The organism is Pantoea sp. Cr_R13, assembly GCF_029222565.1.
Taxonomy (GTDB): domain Bacteria; phylum Pseudomonadota; class Gammaproteobacteria; order Enterobacterales; family Enterobacteriaceae; genus Pantoea; species Pantoea eucalypti.
The window spans coordinates 495,563-509,690 of record NZ_JARHXL010000013.1 but is presented as its reverse complement, the minus strand read 5'-3'; the positions used below and the strand labels follow the sequence as shown (position 1 = coordinate 509,690).

The following is a 14,128-nucleotide window of genomic DNA, read 5'->3' as shown; positions in this document are numbered from 1 at the left end:
CCTCGCTCCTGCGGACTGTGGATAGCCGCCAGTAAAACAACGCCAGATAAACGGAAAATGTCAGCGGCCGTTCATATTTGTCATAAACGCCTGACATCACGCTCCTATACTCGGCGCATCGTTGCAGTGATTAAGAGGTCGTGGGATGCAGCGCAGTTATCCGTGGCAGGCCGGGGCGCGTGGACGCCTGTTGATGTTCAATCTGCTGGTGGTGTCGGTCACGCTGATGGTAAGCGTGGTGGCGATCATCGGCTTTCGTCATGCCGGCGCGATTCAGGAACAGGCCCAGGCGCAGACGCTGGCAGATATGAACGGCAGCCTGGCGCTGGCGCGCGATACTGCCAATGTGGCGACGGCGGCCGTGCGGCTGTCGCAGGTGGTCGGGGCGCTGGAGTATCAGAGCGAATCACAGCGCCTGCAGCAGAATCAGCAGGCGTTGCAGCAGTCGCTGAGCCTGCTGGCCAGCGCACCGCTGGCGGCCCGTCAGCCGGAGCGCATCGCGCGGATCCGCGCCCGCAGCCTGATGCTGGAGCAGACGATTAATAGCCTGCTGCTGAATGGCCATCAGCGGCATCTGCAGCGCAACAACATGCTGAGTGATCTGTGGCAGACCCAGATTCTGCTCAGCCATATCAACCAGCTGGTGCAGCGGGAACAGCTCACACTGCCGGATGCCGCACTGCGTGAGCAAACCGAACGGCTGATCACCATCGCCATTCGCACACCCACGCCCATTGCCGTCATTGAACAGCTTCAGCAGGTGATGACGCAGTGGCGCAGCGTGCCGCTGACGGGCGTCACGGGCGAGAACGTGCAGCGACTCCTGATTACCCAGCAACGCCTGCTGCCGCTGGCGGAGGCGCTGGAGCAGAGCGACCTGGCAATCGCCTATGCTACCTACCGGATTAAAGCACTGGTGGCGATGCTGAATGACGATATCAATGCGTCAGTGCAGCAGGTTGCGCTGCAAAGTGAGGCGCGTACCCAGGCCACTCACCACGAACTTGATTCGATCATCGGCTTTATCGCGCTGTTTGTGCTGCTGGCGCTGGCGATTACCGGCTATGCCGGAATCTACATCTACCGCAATCTCGGATCGAGCCTGACAGCGATTGCCGGCGCGATGACGCGTCTGGCGCAGGGCGAACAGAACGTCAGCGTGCCGGGGCTGCAACGGCGTGACGAACTGGGTGAACTGGCGCGGGCCTTTAACGTCTTTGCCCGAAATACCGCCTCGCTGGCCCACACCTCACGGCTGCTGAAAGAGAAGAGTAACCAGCTGGAGTCCACCTTCCTGGCGATGCGCGACGGCTTTGCTCTGTTTGATCACAATGGTCAGCTGGTGGTGTGGAATGCGCAGTATGCCGAACTGCTCGGCCTTGCGCCGCGTGAGGTCCATCGTGGCGTCCACTATCAGCAACTGCTGGCCCCGCTGGCGGTGGATCTGCACGATCCCGGTGAGCAGCAGGAGATCCGGCTGGCCGATGGCCGTACGCTGGAGCTGCGTTTCAGTCCGATTCCGCGGCGCGGCATGGTCAATACCGTGCTGGACCGCACCTCACGTAAAACCCTGGAAGAAGCGCTCCAGCACAGCCAGAAGATGAAGGCGGTCGGTCAGCTGACCGGCGGGCTGGCGCACGACTTTAACAATCTGCTGGCGGTGATTATCGGCAGTCTGGCGCTGACTGAAGGCCAGCTGATGCCCGGCCCCCTCGCCACCCGCATTGAGCGGGCGCGGCAGGCGGCCGATCGCGCCGCCCAGCTGACGCAGCGCCTGCTGGCCTTCTCGCGCAAACAGGCGCTCTATCCGCGCGCAGTGTCGGTGGTGACGCTGGTGGATAACCTGCAGGGCTTGCTTCAGCACTCGCTGCTGCCGGGACAGCAGCTGATTATTGATGCCCAGCGCCCCGGCTGGCCCGCCTGGATCGATGCCAGCCAGCTGGAAAATGCGTTGATGAATCTGGTGGTGAACGCGCGCGATGCCATGCACCAGCAAAACGGCGAAATCCGGCTGCGCATCTGGAATCAGCGTCGTCTGGAGGGAGGAGAAAAACGTGACCGCGTCACAATTGAGGTAATCGACCACGGCTGCGGCATGTCCGCCGACGTGCGCGAACAGGTTTTCGAACCTTTCTTCACCACCAAAGCGACCGGCAGTGGCAGCGGGCTTGGGCTGTCCATGGTTTACGGCTTTGTGCGGCAGTCAGGCGGACAGATAGAACTGGAAACCGCGCCGGGCCAGGGCACCACGGTGCGTCTCTTGTTGCCGCGTGCAGCGGAAGCCGCCGTCATCGCCCCACCACCGCCTGTGCCCGGTGAGGCTGACCTTGCAGCAGATGTTGAAGCGGCCAGTAACCGGCTGGTGCTGGTGCTGGATGATGAACCGGCGGTGCGGCAAACATTGTGCGAGCATCTGCATCAGCTGGGTTATCTGACGCTGGAGTGTGGCGACGGTGAAGAGGCGCTGGCGCTGCTACGCCAGACACCGGATATCGACCTGCTGATCAGCGACCTGATGCTACCCGGCGAGATTAACGGCGCAGAGGTGATCCGGCAGGCCCATCAGAACTGGCCGCAGCTGGCGACATTGCTTATCAGCGGTCAGGATCTGCGCCACCAGCCGGTCACGCTGCCGCTGTGTGAACGGCTGGCGAAACCCTGGCAGCAGGCACAACTGGTGCAGGCGCTAAAGCGCGCCTGGCAGCGCAGCGAACGGCTTAATCGCGCGCAGCAGGCTGCCACAACGGCACCGGTTTCCCACTGATGTAGCGCTTACGCAGGCGGCTGGAGATCACATCCATGACCATCACCACCACCACCAGGATCAGCGTCAGGAACATCACCACATCCCAGTTCCACAGGCGCATGTTCTCGGCGTAGACCAGACCGACACCACCCGCGCCGACAAAGCCCAGCACCGCCGCCGAGCGGGTATTGGACTCAATCTGGTAAAGGCTCAGCGCCAGAAACTGCGGGAATGACTGGGTGAAGATGCCGAAGCGGTGTTTCTGCAGACTGTTGGCGCCCACGGCACTCAGTCCGCGACCTGGCGATCGCTCCACCGCTTCGTGCCCTTCGGCGTAGAGTTTGCCGAGCAGGCCGACATCCTGCAGGATAATCGCCAGCACCCCGGCCAGCGGCCCCATGCCCACTGCACGCACGAATATCAGCCCCCAGATCGCCATGTCGATGCCGCGCAACACATCGAACAAACGGCGCATCAGAAACGCCAGCGGTTTTGCCGCGCGATCGTGCATGACGTTGCGTGCCGCCAGAAACGAGAGCGGCAGCGCCAGCAGCGAGGCGGTCAGCGTCCCGGCGAACACAATCCCCAGGGTAATCCCGACCTGCGAAAAATAGTAGCCAAACGGCCAGTTCATAAAGTCATGCCAGACAAACATTCGCAGGAAATAGCGTCCAAGTTGCTGGCAGCCCATCAGCAGGCGCGACCATTCCAGGCCAAATACGGAAAAGAAAAAGAGATAGTAGAGCAGCACCGCCAGCGCCATCAGTCCTATACGGCGCAGATAGCGCGGCTGCGCGGCAAAGAGTTCACGATGCTGCTGCTTCATTAGCGTGACATCAGGTACGTGGCTTATCATGTCCGATCTCCTGTCACACGGCGACGAAGCTGACCAGATAGCGTATCCAGCAGCGATACCACAATCAGAATCAGCAGCAGCGTGATACTGACCTGATCGTAGCGGTCCAGTTTGATATTGGTCATCAGCTCCTGGCCGATACCGCCCGCGCCAACCAGCCCGAGGATGGTTGAAGAGCGGAAGTTAATTTCCAGTCGCATAAAGCTGTAAGAGAGAAAGACCGGTTTCACCTGGGGCCAGAAGGCGAAGCGCATCCGCTGCAACTTGCTGGCGCCGCAGGCGGCCAGGCCGCGCACCGGCTTGTCCGATGCCGACTCAATCGCCTCATAAAACAGCTTAGTCAGGCTGCCCACGGTGTGGAGCGCCAGCGCCAGAAAGCCGGGGATCGCCCCAATGCCAAAGGCCATCACAAACATCACTGCCCACGCCAGTTCCGGCATGGTGCGCAGAAAGGCGACAAAGGCACGAATGGTCATCCGCACGCTGACCGGCGTCTGGGTGTTGTCGGCGGCGAAAAAGGCCAGCACCGCCGCCACGGCCACCGCGATCAGCGTCGAGGCCAGCGCCAGCTGCAGCGTTTCCCAGATCAGTGGCAGCTGAATCGGCAGACGGTAGCCCCAGTACGCCAGCGAACCTTCGGTTTTGCCGTCGGCAAACAGCAGCGGCAGATGCAGCACCGGCAGGATTTCATGCAGATAGTCAAAAAAATGCGGCAGCGACTGCCAGACGGTGAGCAGATTAAATTCTGCCACCCTGCCCGCCGCCAGATAGAGTGCCACCAGCAGCAGTGACCAGAGCAGCGTGTCACGTTTCTGCTGGCGGCGGATGCGTTGGTAGTAGTGTTCGAATTCGGTCAAAGGAGGATCTCCGGCGCTAAAGCAGCGGGACGCAGGCGGGGTTGCCGCGTCCCGCTCTCCCCGTCTCGACGGGGAAAGTCAGGGCACCGTCGGCCTTAGCCGCGGCTGCCTTTCATCAGGTCACGCTTCATATCGATGATGTTTTTATAGTCAGCGACCGTCGCCTCACCGATATGCTGTTCACCACCCACGGCTTTTACGAAGCAGGCGTGCTCGTCCTTATCCAGTTTTTTAATCGCCGACACCACTTTCGCTTTGAAGTCAGCGGGTAGCTTATTGCTGACCAGCACCGGGCCGTTAGGGATCAGCGGCGACTGCCAGATGATGCGGATCTGCTTCATCAGGTCCGGATGGTCCATGCGGATCAATCGGCCAAAGGCGCCAGAGGTGTAACCGCTGTTGTAGTCACCGACCAGGGACGTCCAGGTGACTGCGCCATCAAACTGGTTATTCAGCACGCCCAGAATGTCCTGCTCATGACCGCCAGAGAAAGTGACGCTGGAGAAGAAGTTGTTATATTTGTCATCCACCGTGCCGCCGAACATCTTCTTAAACGCCTGGTTTGGCATCAGGAAGCCGGACGTCGAATCGGGATCGGCCATACCGAATGATTTGCCTTTCAGGTCTTCCAGCTTTTTATACGGGCTGTCCGCTTTAACGATGACGACAGAGTGGTAGCCACGTGACTGATCTTTGTCATCGACGACAATACCCACCACATCCACCGCTTTCGGGTCCTGAATGTAGACCGACGCAAACGAAGCCGGTGACATGCTCAGCACCATATCGATCTTGCCGCCCAGCAGGCCCTGAATCACGCCGGAATAGTCAGAGGCGTTGCGCATCTGGGTATCCACACCCAGCTCTTTATCGAAGAAGGTTTTTACACACTGATTATCGCCAATCTGCTGGGTGGCGTTCTGCCCGCCCATAATCCCCAGATTAAGCTGTTTCGGCGCATCCGCTGCGCTGACACCAAACGCCATGACACTGGTCAGAAGTGCTAAAGAAGTCAGTTTCATTCGGAATTATTCTCTTGCTGTGGACGTTAATGGATTTGGTTAAGTTCATCGCCGTACAGCTGGTGCAACAGGCTGTCGGTGAGTCGGGAAGGATGGCCATCAAACAGCACGACACCGCGCTGAATGCCAATAACCCGGGTGCAGTAGCTTTTGACCAGCTCAATCGAGTGCAGGTTGACCATCACGCTGATGCCCTGCTCGCTGACCTGGCGCAGCACATCCATAATGCGTTTGGTATTTTTAGGGTCGAGTGAGGCCACCGGCTCATCAGCCAGCAGGATTTTGGGGTTCTGCATCAGGGCGCGGCAGATCGCCACGCGCTGCATCTGTCCGCCTGAGAGATTTTCGGCCCGCTGCAGCGCCTGCGGCAGCATGTTCATCCACTGCAGCAGTTCGATGGCGTGCGCCCGGTCCTGGTCAGAAAAGATTTTGAAGAAGGATTTCAGCGTGCTGGTCTGGCTCAGGCGGCCCAGCAGCACGTTGGTCAGCACGTCGAGGCGCGGCACCAGACAGAAATCCTGAAAGATCATGCCGCACTGACTGCGCCATTCGCGCAGCTGGCGGCTGTTAAGCGTGACCACGTTACGATCTGCTTCGCCCTGATGAAGACTGATAATCGCACCGGACGTCGCGTTAATTGTGCCGTTGAGCATGTGCAGCAGTGTCGATTTACCCGCGCCAGAGCGGCCAATCACCGCCACCAGCTCACCGGCGTGCAGGTCGAAACTGACCTGATCCAGCACCTGCGTGTCGCCATAGGCTTTACTCAGTTTCTGCACCGACAACACTTTTTGTCCGCTGAGGCTGGCCGGTGGCAGATCGTTGTCGACCACCGTTTTCAGAAGTGCCTGTGCCATGGTGTTCTCCGTCATCGCTGATTGCGTTCTGCCGGTTATTAAGGCGTGACGCGATGAACACGAGATGACAGCCAGATGATCAAACCGTGACAGGCCAGTGCGCGCCGCACAGCAAAGTCTGGCCGTCACGGGCTGGCAGCACGCCTTCTGGCAACGGGTTTTCGGCTAACCAGTTATCCATCTCATGACTGAGGTGAGTGAGCCAGGTCTGACGCGGCTGGAGCCTCTCTGCTATCGCCAGCGCCTGGGTCAGATCATTGTGATTTCGTGGCTCTGCACGTGGCGGATCGTTGCAGTCAATCACCAGTTGATCCAGCGGCTGGCCGCGCAGGAAGTCGGCGGTGTCGGGCGGCAGTCCGCAGGTATCACACAGCCAGGCGAGCCGGGTGTCGTGCCAGTCAAACAGATAACCGTGCGTTAGCTTTGAGTGCTGCAGCGGCAGCGGCGTAACCTGCAGCTCGCCAAAGGCATGCGCCACAAACGGGGTTAAAGCGGGACGGAAATCCAGCAGGCCAGGGTGTTTGTAGAGATCGTCACAGCCACGCGGATCGGGCGGTCCCCAGACCGGAATCGGCACGCCCACTCCCCAGCGCAGCGCAAACAGGCCCTGAACATGATCCATGTGATAATGCGTCAACAGAACGCGGGTCAGCGAGCCAGGCGGAAAGCGTGATGCCAGCAGCGGCAGACCGGCATCCAGCAGGATGCGTTCGTGGCCAAACTCAATCAGCGCACTGCAGGGCGCTCGTGCATGAGTGCTGTTACGCTGCGCCCGCAGACAGGCGTGACAGTCGCAGCCCGGCAGCGGCGCGGCGGTGACACCGCCAGTGCCGAGAAAAGTGATTTTCATGGATGCGCTCCTGGTCGCGAATGTCGCTGCCGGGCGCTTACTGCCCGTGCCGGAAAAGTCGATGTCATTGATGCGCCTCCAGTATCTGGCGAAGCTGGCAGACGGTTTCCGCCAGCGCGCCGTCGTTGTTGAGTATCAGACAACCATCGGGCTGCGGTTGGGCGGCACGCGCCAGCCGACGGGCAATCTCCACCTCATCTTCCCGTCCACGCTGACGCAGCCGCGCCGCCAGCACAGCGGGCGACACCTGCAGACAGACCGGCAGCAGCTGTGAGCCAAAGCGGGCCTGTGCCTGAGCCAGATGCATCCGCGACCCGTTCACCACCACATTCTGTCCACGCAGCAGCCACTGTTCTGTCTCACAGCCAATGCCGTAGCGGAAACCGTGCGCTTCCCAGCTCACGGCAAACAGACCGAGCGCGGCGCGGCGGGCAAACTCCGCCTCGGTGAGTGCCACATGGTTTTCACCGCCCGCATCGGCGGCGCGGGTGATGTAGCGATGGGCGATCAACAGCCTGGGCGGCGGTGCCTCCCGCAGCGCATCCAGCAGGCTATCCTTGCCGGAACCGGAGGGACCGGTGAGCCAGATCAGCCGCGCCATCAGTACACCTGCCGGCCTTTGCTCCAGACGTGCCGCACGTGCGGGTAGCCGTGTGCGGTGTGCGCCAGCACCAGGTCGGCGCGGCAACCTTCCGCGATGACGCCGCGATCCTCCAATCCTAATGCGCGGGCCGGATTACAGGTCACCAGCGCGATGGCCTGCGCCATGCCAAGGCTGTTGCGCTCATCATCCGCCAGCCGGAACGCCGCATCCAGCAGGCTGGCCGGGTAGTAATCGGACGACAGAATGTTCAGCAGGCCGTGTGACGCCAGTTCCCAGGCGGCGACGTTGCCGGAGTGCGAGCCGCCGCGCACGATGTTGGGTGCACCCATCAGCACCTGCATGTTGCGATAGCGTGAGGCACGTGCAGCTTCCAGCGTGGTCGGAAACTCCGCAATGCGACTGCCTGCCGCATGGGACTCCTCCACATGCGCGGCGGTGGCGTCATCATGGCTGGCAATGGCGATGCCATGTTCCCGGCACAGTCCGGCAATCGCCTGACGATTGGGCTGCGACCACGCTGCCGCGAGGGTGAGCTGGTCATGCTCGAACTGATCCATCTCCGCGTCGTTAAGCTGATATTTGCCCTGATAATATTCGCGATATTTGGTCAGCGACGCGTATTGACGCTGGCCCGGCGAATGGTCCATCAGCGACACCAGCGCCAGCTCCGGCGTGCCCATCAGCGCTTCAAACAGCGGCGCAGTGGTGGGATGCGGCAGTTCACAGCGCAGATGCAGCAGATGCTCAGCCCGGTTCAGTCCCTTGCGGTTGCTGTCGCGGATGGCGTCGATCATCTTGCTGAGGTTATCCAGCCGGTGCCCGCCGTCGCGCACATCCCCGACGCCTATCGCGTCCAGCACCGTGGTAATGCCGCTGGAAACCATCAGCGCATCGTGGCTGCTCATCGCCGAGTGTGCGGGCCAGTCCACTTTCGGGCGCGGGGTGAAAAACTTGTCGAGGTTATCGGTGTGCAGTTCCACCAGACCTGGCAGCAGCCAGGCACCTTCGCCGTCCAGCGCACCGGGCTGCTGGCTGGTGGTTTCGCTGAAGCTGCTGATGCGCTCATCGCGGAACTCCAGTGACCCGCTGACCACTTCGTTTTCCAGCACCAGTCTGACGTTATTGATGATCATGCCTGCACTCCTGTGTCGATCGGGTGCATCAGGTGCAGCCGGTCGGCGACCCGCTCGCGCACCGCCCGATCGTGAAAAATACCGACGATGGCGGCACCACGTGCGCGCGCCTGTTCAATTAAGCTCACCACCGCCTCGCTGTTGACGTTGTCGAGCGAGGCGGTGGGTTCATCCAGCAGCAGCACCGGATAGTCGGCGATAAAGCCGCGTGCGATATTCACGCGCTGCTGCTCACCGCCAGAAAAGGTAGACGGGGCGAGCGACCAGAGACGCTGCGGCACATTCAGCCGGCTGAGCAGTTCGGCGGCCCGCGCTTCGCAGAATTCGCGATCGACGCCGCGCTCCAGCAGCGGCTGCATCACAATCTCCAGCGTCGGTACGCGAGGGATCACCCGCAGAAACTGGCTGACCCAGCCCAGCGTGTCGCGACGCAGGGCGATAATCTGGCGCGCTGATGCCTGCGCCATGTCGATCCATTCACCCTGATGTGCAACCCGGATATGACCGCTGTCGGGCTGATAGTTGCCGTAAAGCGCGCGCAGCAGTGTGGATTTGCCACTGCCGGAATGACCGTGCAGCACCACGCATTCGCCCTCGCCCACCGTCAGGCTGGCGTTGTGCAGCACCGGCAGCGCTGCGCCGTTCTGGTTGTGCAGCACAAAGGTTTTACACAGGTTTTCTACCCGCAGGCGCGGAGTGAGCGTTGTCATTTAATTGAGCACCGAAGAGACCAGCAGTTGAGTGTAAGGATGATGAGGATCGTCCAGAACACGGTCAGTCAGACCGCTCTCCACCACCCGCCCCTGTTTCATCACCAGCAGGCGATGCGCCAGCAGTCGCGCCACCCCGAGATCGTGGGTGACAATCACCACCGCCAGATTCAGCTCGCGCACCAGGGTGCGCAGCAGATCCAGCAGTCGCGCCTGCACGGAGACATCCAGCCCGCCGGTCGGCTCATCCATAAACATCAGCTGGGGCTGCGTCACCAGGTTGCGGGCAATCTGCAGACGCTGCTGCATCCCGCCGGAAAAAGTGGTCGGCAGATCGTCGATACGACTGGCATCAATCTCCACCGCCTGCAGCCACCGGCTCGCCTCGGCGCGGATGTCACCATAGTGGCGCTCTCCGGTCGCCATCAGCCGTTCGCCGATGTTGCCGCCCGCGCTGACCTGCGAACGTAGTCCGTCCATGGGGTGCTGATGCACCACACCCCACTCGGTGCGCAGCAGGCGACGGCGGTCGCTTTCACTCATCTGATAGAGATCGCGATTCTGATAGAGAATGCTGCCCACCTGCGGTGTGAGACGGGCTGACAGGCTCTGTAGCAGCGTGGTTTTACCGGAACCGGACTCGCCGACAATCCCCAGCACTTCGCCGGGCCAGAGATCAAAACTGACCTGCTCAAACCCTTTGCCCGGCGCATAGAGATGGGTGAGCTGGTTCACCGCAAGCAGCGGCTGTTCACTGTGCATGTTGCTGTTCCTGCTGCTGATGGCAAAAGTCGGTGTCGGAGCAGACAAACATCCGCGTTCCCTGGTCGTCCATCACCACCTCATCGAGGTAGCTGTGGCGCGATCCGCACAGCGCGCAGGGTTCATCCCACTGCTGAACGGTGAACGGGTGATCGTCGAAGTCCAGGCTCTCCACGCGGGTATAAGGCGGCAAGGCGTAGATACGCTTTTCACGCCCGGCACCAAACAGCTGCAGCGCGGGCATCATGTGCATTTTCGGGTTGTCGAATTTGGGGATAGGCGACGGATCCATCACGTAGCGATCGTTAACCCGGACCGGATAAGCGTAGGTCGTGGCGATATGGCCGTAGCGGGCGATATCTTCATACAGCTTCACCTGCATGATGCCGTACTCCTCCAGCGCATGCATGGTGCGGGTCTCGGTTTCGCGCGGTTCGATAAAACGCAGAGGCTCAGGAATCGGCACCTGGAATATCAGGATCTGGTCTTCCTCCAGCGGCGTTTCCGGGATGCGGTGCCGGGTCTGGATCAGCGTGGCATCGGCGGTGCGTTCGGTGGTCGCTGCCCCACTGACCCGCTTAAAGAACTGACGGATCGACACCGCATTGGTGGTGTCATCAGCGCCCTGATCGATCACCTTAAGCACATCCTGATCGCCAATCACGCTGGCGGTAATCTGGATGCCGCCTGTGCCCCAGCCGTAAGGCATCGGCATCTCGCGTCCGGCGAATGGCACCTGATAGCCGGGGATCGCCACCGCTTTCAGGATGGCGCGACGGATGGTGCGTTTGGTCTGCTCATCGAGATAGCCGTTGTTATAGCCGGTGAGTTCAGCCATGGTTGCGCTCCTGATAATCGTGCTGCAGCTGTTTCAGCAGTTCCAGCTCAGCCTGGAAATCGACGTAGTGCGGCAGCTTGAGATGCGAGACAAAGCCCGCGGCTTCGACGTTGTCGGCGTGCGACAGCACAAACTCTTCGTCCTGCGCCGGGCTGGTCACGCGCTCATTCTGTTCGCGGCTTTGCAGCGCCCGATCCACCAGCGCCATCGCCATCGCTTTCCGTTCGGCGCGGCCAAATACCAGCCCGTAGCCACGGGTAAACTGCGGTGCGGCATCATCACTGTGGGCGACGCCGTTGACCATTTCACATTCGGTCAGCAGCAGTTCCCCAATCTCCAGCTCAAACCCCAGCTCTTCGGGACAGATGCTGATGCTGAGATAGCCGGTACGGATCTCGCCGGCAAAGGGATGGGTACGGCCATAGCCGCGCTGGGTGGAATAGCCCAGCGCCAGCAGAAAACCTTCATCGCCACGCACCAGCTGTTGCAGCCGCGCAGCGCGCGAAGCGGGAAAGCTCATTGGCTCGCGGGTGATATCAACCGGCTCGCTGCCGTCATCACTCTCGGCGGTGGCCAGCCCTTCTTCCGTCATCATGCTGAACATGTGCGGACACTGATCCGGCACCGAACGGTCGTCACGCGGCGCGGCAGGCGTTTCACCGTTTGCCAGCAGGGTGAAGTCGAGCAGACGGTGGCTATAGTCATAGGTTGGCCCCAGCACCTGGCCGCCCGGCAGATCTTTATAGACCGCCGAGATGCGGCGTTCGATGCGCATCGAACCGGTCGCCAGCGGCGTGCTCTCTGCCAGACGTGGCAGCGTGGTGCGATAGGCACGCAGCAGAAAAATCGCCTCGACCAGATCGCCACTGGCCTGCTTAATCGCCAGCGCCGCCAGTTCAGGATCGTATATTCCGCCTTCGGTCATTACCCGATCCACCGCCAGCCCCAGCTGCTGGGCAACCTGATCGCAGCCGAGTTCCGCTACTGCCCGATCGCCCCGTCGCAGATCAGCCTGTAACTGATGGGCATTAGAGATGGCTTTTTCGCCACCTTTCACCGCGACATACATCAGCACACCTCCACAACGGTGGTGCGCGGCACAGCCATGATCGCTTCGCCACAGGTGAAGATCAGATCCACGCCCTGAGGGAACGGATGCGGACGGGTGCGCAGATATTCCAGCACGCTTTCTGGCAGCTGTGGCGCAATGGCGCGGGTTTCCCGCAGGCCAGGGCCGGAGAGACGCAGCGTTAATCCGCCATTCAGCGACGGCACTTCGATAATCAGCGTGGTGCTTTTCTCCGGCGACATATTGTCACCCGCCGCGAACTGCGTCGGATCGGGCTGCGCTGTTGCATGGCTCAGGGCGAAGGGGGCGTCCTGCTGCGTAGTGATGGGTGCACCGGTATGGAAGCGCAGATTGTTACGCAGCTGTTCATTGTCAATTTGCGCATCCAGCCAGACCGGACTTTCCTGATCGACCAGCGTCAGCAGCAATGCTGTGGCCGCCGGTGACAGTGCGCCCCAGCCCTGCTGCAGCGGCAGCGAGACCATCACGCCCGGCTCGCTCATCGCTTTCAAAATACGGCGAAACGCACGCTGCGCATCCGCGACCGGATGGTTAAAACTTGCCAGTAAAGTCATCAGTTATCTCCGCGAACCAGCGTAAAGAAATCCACTTTGCTGCTGGCGATTTCACGGGCGCGCAGCTGTCGCTGCTCCTCGCGCCACGCCGCCAGCGGGGTAATAATCTTCTCTTCCAGCAACTGCCGTGTTTCCGGCTGCTGCAACAGCGCATCCAGCAGGGCGCAGCGTTCGGCATGGGCTTTGTCGCGCCCCAGCAGATAGCTGTAACCCAGGGTACCGTCGCTCAGTTGCACCACCGCACGTGTCACCGTGGCATCGCCCATGACAAAGCGTTTGCCGGTAGCGCCCATCCGCGCCTGGAGTCGCGTCAGCCCAATCTCTGCCGGACGGACCAGGGTGAATTCGGGCTGGAGGCTAAGCGCCTGCCAGTGCGCTTCAAGCAAGGCGGCGCTGCTGTGCGCCAGTACCGACAGCCAGCGCTGGCGATCTGTTTGCTGTTCCATTAGTGCTCCAGAGTCAGTTCGATCATGTCGCCGCGCGTCAGGCTGACGGAGTATTCCGCCACCGCGCCATCACTGGTTTTGTTGAGCGTCCGCACGCAGAGCAGCGGCGCATGCAGGGCGATGTCGAGCTGCCGACACTCTTTGGCCTGCGCCCGGCGGGTGCTGATACGCGTCTGAGTGCGCACCAGCTGTTTGCCGGTGTGTTCCACTAAGAAGTCGTGCAGCGAGCCGCTATTAAATTGCTGAAGCTGCGGCCACCAGCTGAGGTCGGCGAGGAAATGATTAATCAGGCAGAGCGGCACGCCATTGGCGCGGCGCAGGGTGCGCAGATGAATGACGTTGTCGCCCTCTTTCACGCCCAGCGCATTGGCGACGTCGTTGCTGGCCGGACGCAGTACCGCCAGCAGCCGTTCGCTGGTCGGGTGACTCCCCTGCTCCATCAGGTTCTGACTGAAGCGCGCCTGGGCATGTAGCGGATAGTCATAAGGACGCATCAGTACAAGGATGCCAACGCCGTGACGGCGCTGCAGCAGCCCTTTGTGCACCAGCTCATCGACAGCCCGGCGCAGCGTGTGGCGGTTGACCTCGTAGTGATCGGCCAGCTGCTGCTCGGAAGGAAGATAGTCGCCGCAGCGGTAGCGCTCTTTCAGCGCCTGCTCCAGTTGTGCGGCAACAGCCTGATAAACAGTGGTCGGATGTCTGGATAACTCCATCACGATGAAATCCTCACGGGTTACAGAGTGGGAACGCAGTGATAAGACGCTGCGGGATGGTGTTAGCCTGAGGGAAGCAGATGACAGAAC

At 61.1% G+C, this 14,128-nt stretch carries 15 protein-coding genes; 1 reads left to right on the top strand and 14 read right to left on the bottom strand.

Annotated elements, in window-relative coordinates; genetic code table 11:
• Window positions 1–145: 145 nt before the first annotated feature.
• Window positions 146–2,764 carry an ATP-binding protein gene (locus P2R09_RS09975; protein WP_275769222.1) on the top strand — a complete coding sequence of 873 codons (2,619 nt, stop codon included), beginning with the start codon at window positions 146–148 and terminating at the stop codon, window positions 2,762–2,764.
• Here the strand turns inward: P2R09_RS09975 and phnE (P2R09_RS09970) are convergent.
• From phnE (P2R09_RS09970) to phnF, 14 genes are all read right to left on the bottom strand, one after another.
• A complete protein-coding gene (gene phnE, locus P2R09_RS09970) occupies window positions 2,718–3,602 on the bottom strand; it encodes a phosphonate ABC transporter, permease protein PhnE (protein ID WP_275769221.1) in 885 nt (294 codons plus the stop codon). The genes P2R09_RS09975 and phnE (P2R09_RS09970) overlap by 47 nt on opposite strands.
• Window positions 3,599–4,459 carry a phosphonate ABC transporter, permease protein PhnE gene (phnE, locus tag P2R09_RS09965; protein WP_039659943.1) on the bottom strand — a complete coding sequence of 287 codons (861 nt, stop codon included), beginning with the start codon at window positions 4,457–4,459 and terminating at the stop codon, window positions 3,599–3,601. The genes phnE (P2R09_RS09970) and phnE (P2R09_RS09965) overlap by 4 nt, the downstream gene beginning before the upstream one ends.
• A gap of 95 nt (window positions 4,460–4,554) precedes the next feature.
• The gene (phnD, locus tag P2R09_RS09960) at window positions 4,555–5,481 is read right to left on the bottom strand and encodes a phosphonate ABC transporter substrate-binding protein (RefSeq protein WP_275769218.1); all 927 of its coding nucleotides are present in this window, start codon (window positions 5,479–5,481) and stop codon (window positions 4,555–4,557) included.
• Window positions 5,482–5,507: 26 nt separating this feature from the next.
• Window positions 5,508–6,338 (bottom strand): phosphonate ABC transporter ATP-binding protein, encoded by an 831-nt coding sequence (gene phnC, locus P2R09_RS09955; RefSeq protein WP_003852452.1) that lies wholly within the window; start codon window positions 6,336–6,338, stop codon window positions 5,508–5,510.
• A gap of 79 nt (window positions 6,339–6,417) precedes the next feature.
• Complete coding sequence (phnP, locus tag P2R09_RS09950) at window positions 6,418–7,188, bottom strand: phosphonate metabolism protein PhnP (protein ID WP_275769215.1); 771 nt, start codon at window positions 7,186–7,188, stop codon at window positions 6,418–6,420.
• A 64-nt stretch (window positions 7,189–7,252) separates the two neighbouring features.
• Window positions 7,253–7,789, bottom strand: a complete 537-nt coding sequence (phnN, locus tag P2R09_RS09945) for a ribose 1,5-bisphosphokinase (RefSeq protein ID WP_275769212.1) — start codon at window positions 7,787–7,789, stop codon at window positions 7,253–7,255.
• Window positions 7,789–8,925 carry an alpha-D-ribose 1-methylphosphonate 5-triphosphate diphosphatase gene (phnM, locus tag P2R09_RS09940; protein ID WP_003852448.1) on the bottom strand — a complete coding sequence of 379 codons (1,137 nt, stop codon included), beginning with the start codon at window positions 8,923–8,925 and terminating at the stop codon, window positions 7,789–7,791. Before phnM ends, phnN begins: the two co-directional genes overlap by 1 nt.
• Window positions 8,922–9,635, bottom strand: coding sequence for a phosphonate C-P lyase system protein PhnL (gene phnL / locus P2R09_RS09935; RefSeq protein WP_003852445.1), 714 nt, complete (start codon window positions 9,633–9,635; stop codon window positions 8,922–8,924). Before phnL ends, phnM begins: the two co-directional genes overlap by 4 nt.
• Window positions 9,636–10,397: a phosphonate C-P lyase system protein PhnK gene (gene phnK / locus P2R09_RS09930; RefSeq protein ID WP_275769208.1), complete on the bottom strand. Its 762-nt coding sequence runs from the start codon at window positions 10,395–10,397 to the stop codon at window positions 9,636–9,638.
• The gene (locus tag P2R09_RS09925) at window positions 10,387–11,235 is read right to left on the bottom strand and encodes an alpha-D-ribose 1-methylphosphonate 5-phosphate C-P-lyase PhnJ (RefSeq protein ID WP_008926903.1); all 849 of its coding nucleotides are present in this window, start codon (window positions 11,233–11,235) and stop codon (window positions 10,387–10,389) included. Before P2R09_RS09925 ends, phnK begins: the two co-directional genes overlap by 11 nt.
• Window positions 11,228–12,304: a carbon-phosphorus lyase complex subunit PhnI gene (locus P2R09_RS09920; protein WP_275769205.1), complete on the bottom strand. Its 1,077-nt coding sequence runs from the start codon at window positions 12,302–12,304 to the stop codon at window positions 11,228–11,230. The genes P2R09_RS09925 and P2R09_RS09920 overlap by 8 nt, the downstream gene beginning before the upstream one ends.
• A complete protein-coding gene (phnH, locus tag P2R09_RS09915; protein ID WP_008926905.1) occupies window positions 12,304–12,879 on the bottom strand; it encodes a phosphonate C-P lyase system protein PhnH in 576 nt (191 codons plus the stop codon). The genes P2R09_RS09920 and phnH overlap by 1 nt, the downstream gene beginning before the upstream one ends.
• Window positions 12,879–13,325, bottom strand: a complete 447-nt coding sequence (gene phnG / locus P2R09_RS09910; protein ID WP_008926906.1) for a phosphonate C-P lyase system protein PhnG — start codon at window positions 13,323–13,325, stop codon at window positions 12,879–12,881. Before phnG ends, phnH begins: the two co-directional genes overlap by 1 nt.
• Window positions 13,325–14,038 carry a phosphonate metabolism transcriptional regulator PhnF gene (phnF, locus tag P2R09_RS09905; RefSeq protein ID WP_003852432.1) on the bottom strand — a complete coding sequence of 238 codons (714 nt, stop codon included), beginning with the start codon at window positions 14,036–14,038 and terminating at the stop codon, window positions 13,325–13,327. Before phnF ends, phnG begins: the two co-directional genes overlap by 1 nt.
• Window positions 14,039–14,128 lie beyond the last annotated feature (90 nt).

What these genes read in the sequence shown, in the direction of transcription:
- phnC (WP_003852452.1), bottom strand. Translation starts at nt 6,338, where the DNA reads ATGGCACAGGCACTTCTGAAAACGGTGGTCGACAACGATCTGCCACCG.
- P2R09_RS09975 (WP_275769222.1), top strand. Translation starts at nt 146, where the DNA reads ATGCAGCGCAGTTATCCGTGGCAGGCCGGGGCGCGTGGACGCCTGTTG.
- phnD (WP_275769218.1), bottom strand. Translation starts at nt 5,481, where the DNA reads ATGAAACTGACTTCTTTAGCACTTCTGACCAGTGTCATGGCGTTTGGT.
- phnF (WP_003852432.1), bottom strand. Translation starts at nt 14,038, where the DNA reads ATGGAGTTATCCAGACATCCGACCACTGTTTATCAGGCTGTTGCCGCA.
- P2R09_RS09920 (WP_275769205.1), bottom strand. Translation starts at nt 12,304, where the DNA reads ATGTATGTCGCGGTGAAAGGTGGCGAAAAAGCCATCTCTAATGCCCAT.
- phnM (WP_003852448.1), bottom strand. Translation starts at nt 8,925, where the DNA reads ATGATCATCAATAACGTCAGACTGGTGCTGGAAAACGAAGTGGTCAGC.
- phnL (WP_003852445.1), bottom strand. Translation starts at nt 9,635, where the DNA reads ATGACAACGCTCACTCCGCGCCTGCGGGTAGAAAACCTGTGTAAAACC.
- phnK (WP_275769208.1), bottom strand. Translation starts at nt 10,397, where the DNA reads ATGCACAGTGAACAGCCGCTGCTTGCGGTGAACCAGCTCACCCATCTC.
- phnE (WP_275769221.1), bottom strand. Translation starts at nt 3,602, where the DNA reads ATGATAAGCCACGTACCTGATGTCACGCTAATGAAGCAGCAGCATCGT.
- phnH (WP_008926905.1), bottom strand. Translation starts at nt 12,879, where the DNA reads ATGACTTTACTGGCAAGTTTTAACCATCCGGTCGCGGATGCGCAGCGT.
- phnG (WP_008926906.1), bottom strand. Translation starts at nt 13,325, where the DNA reads ATGGAACAGCAAACAGATCGCCAGCGCTGGCTGTCGGTACTGGCGCAC.
- phnP (WP_275769215.1), bottom strand. Translation starts at nt 7,188, where the DNA reads ATGAAAATCACTTTTCTCGGCACTGGCGGTGTCACCGCCGCGCCGCTG.
- P2R09_RS09925 (WP_008926903.1), bottom strand. Translation starts at nt 11,235, where the DNA reads ATGGCTGAACTCACCGGCTATAACAACGGCTATCTCGATGAGCAGACC.
- phnN (WP_275769212.1), bottom strand. Translation starts at nt 7,789, where the DNA reads ATGGCGCGGCTGATCTGGCTCACCGGTCCCTCCGGTTCCGGCAAGGAT.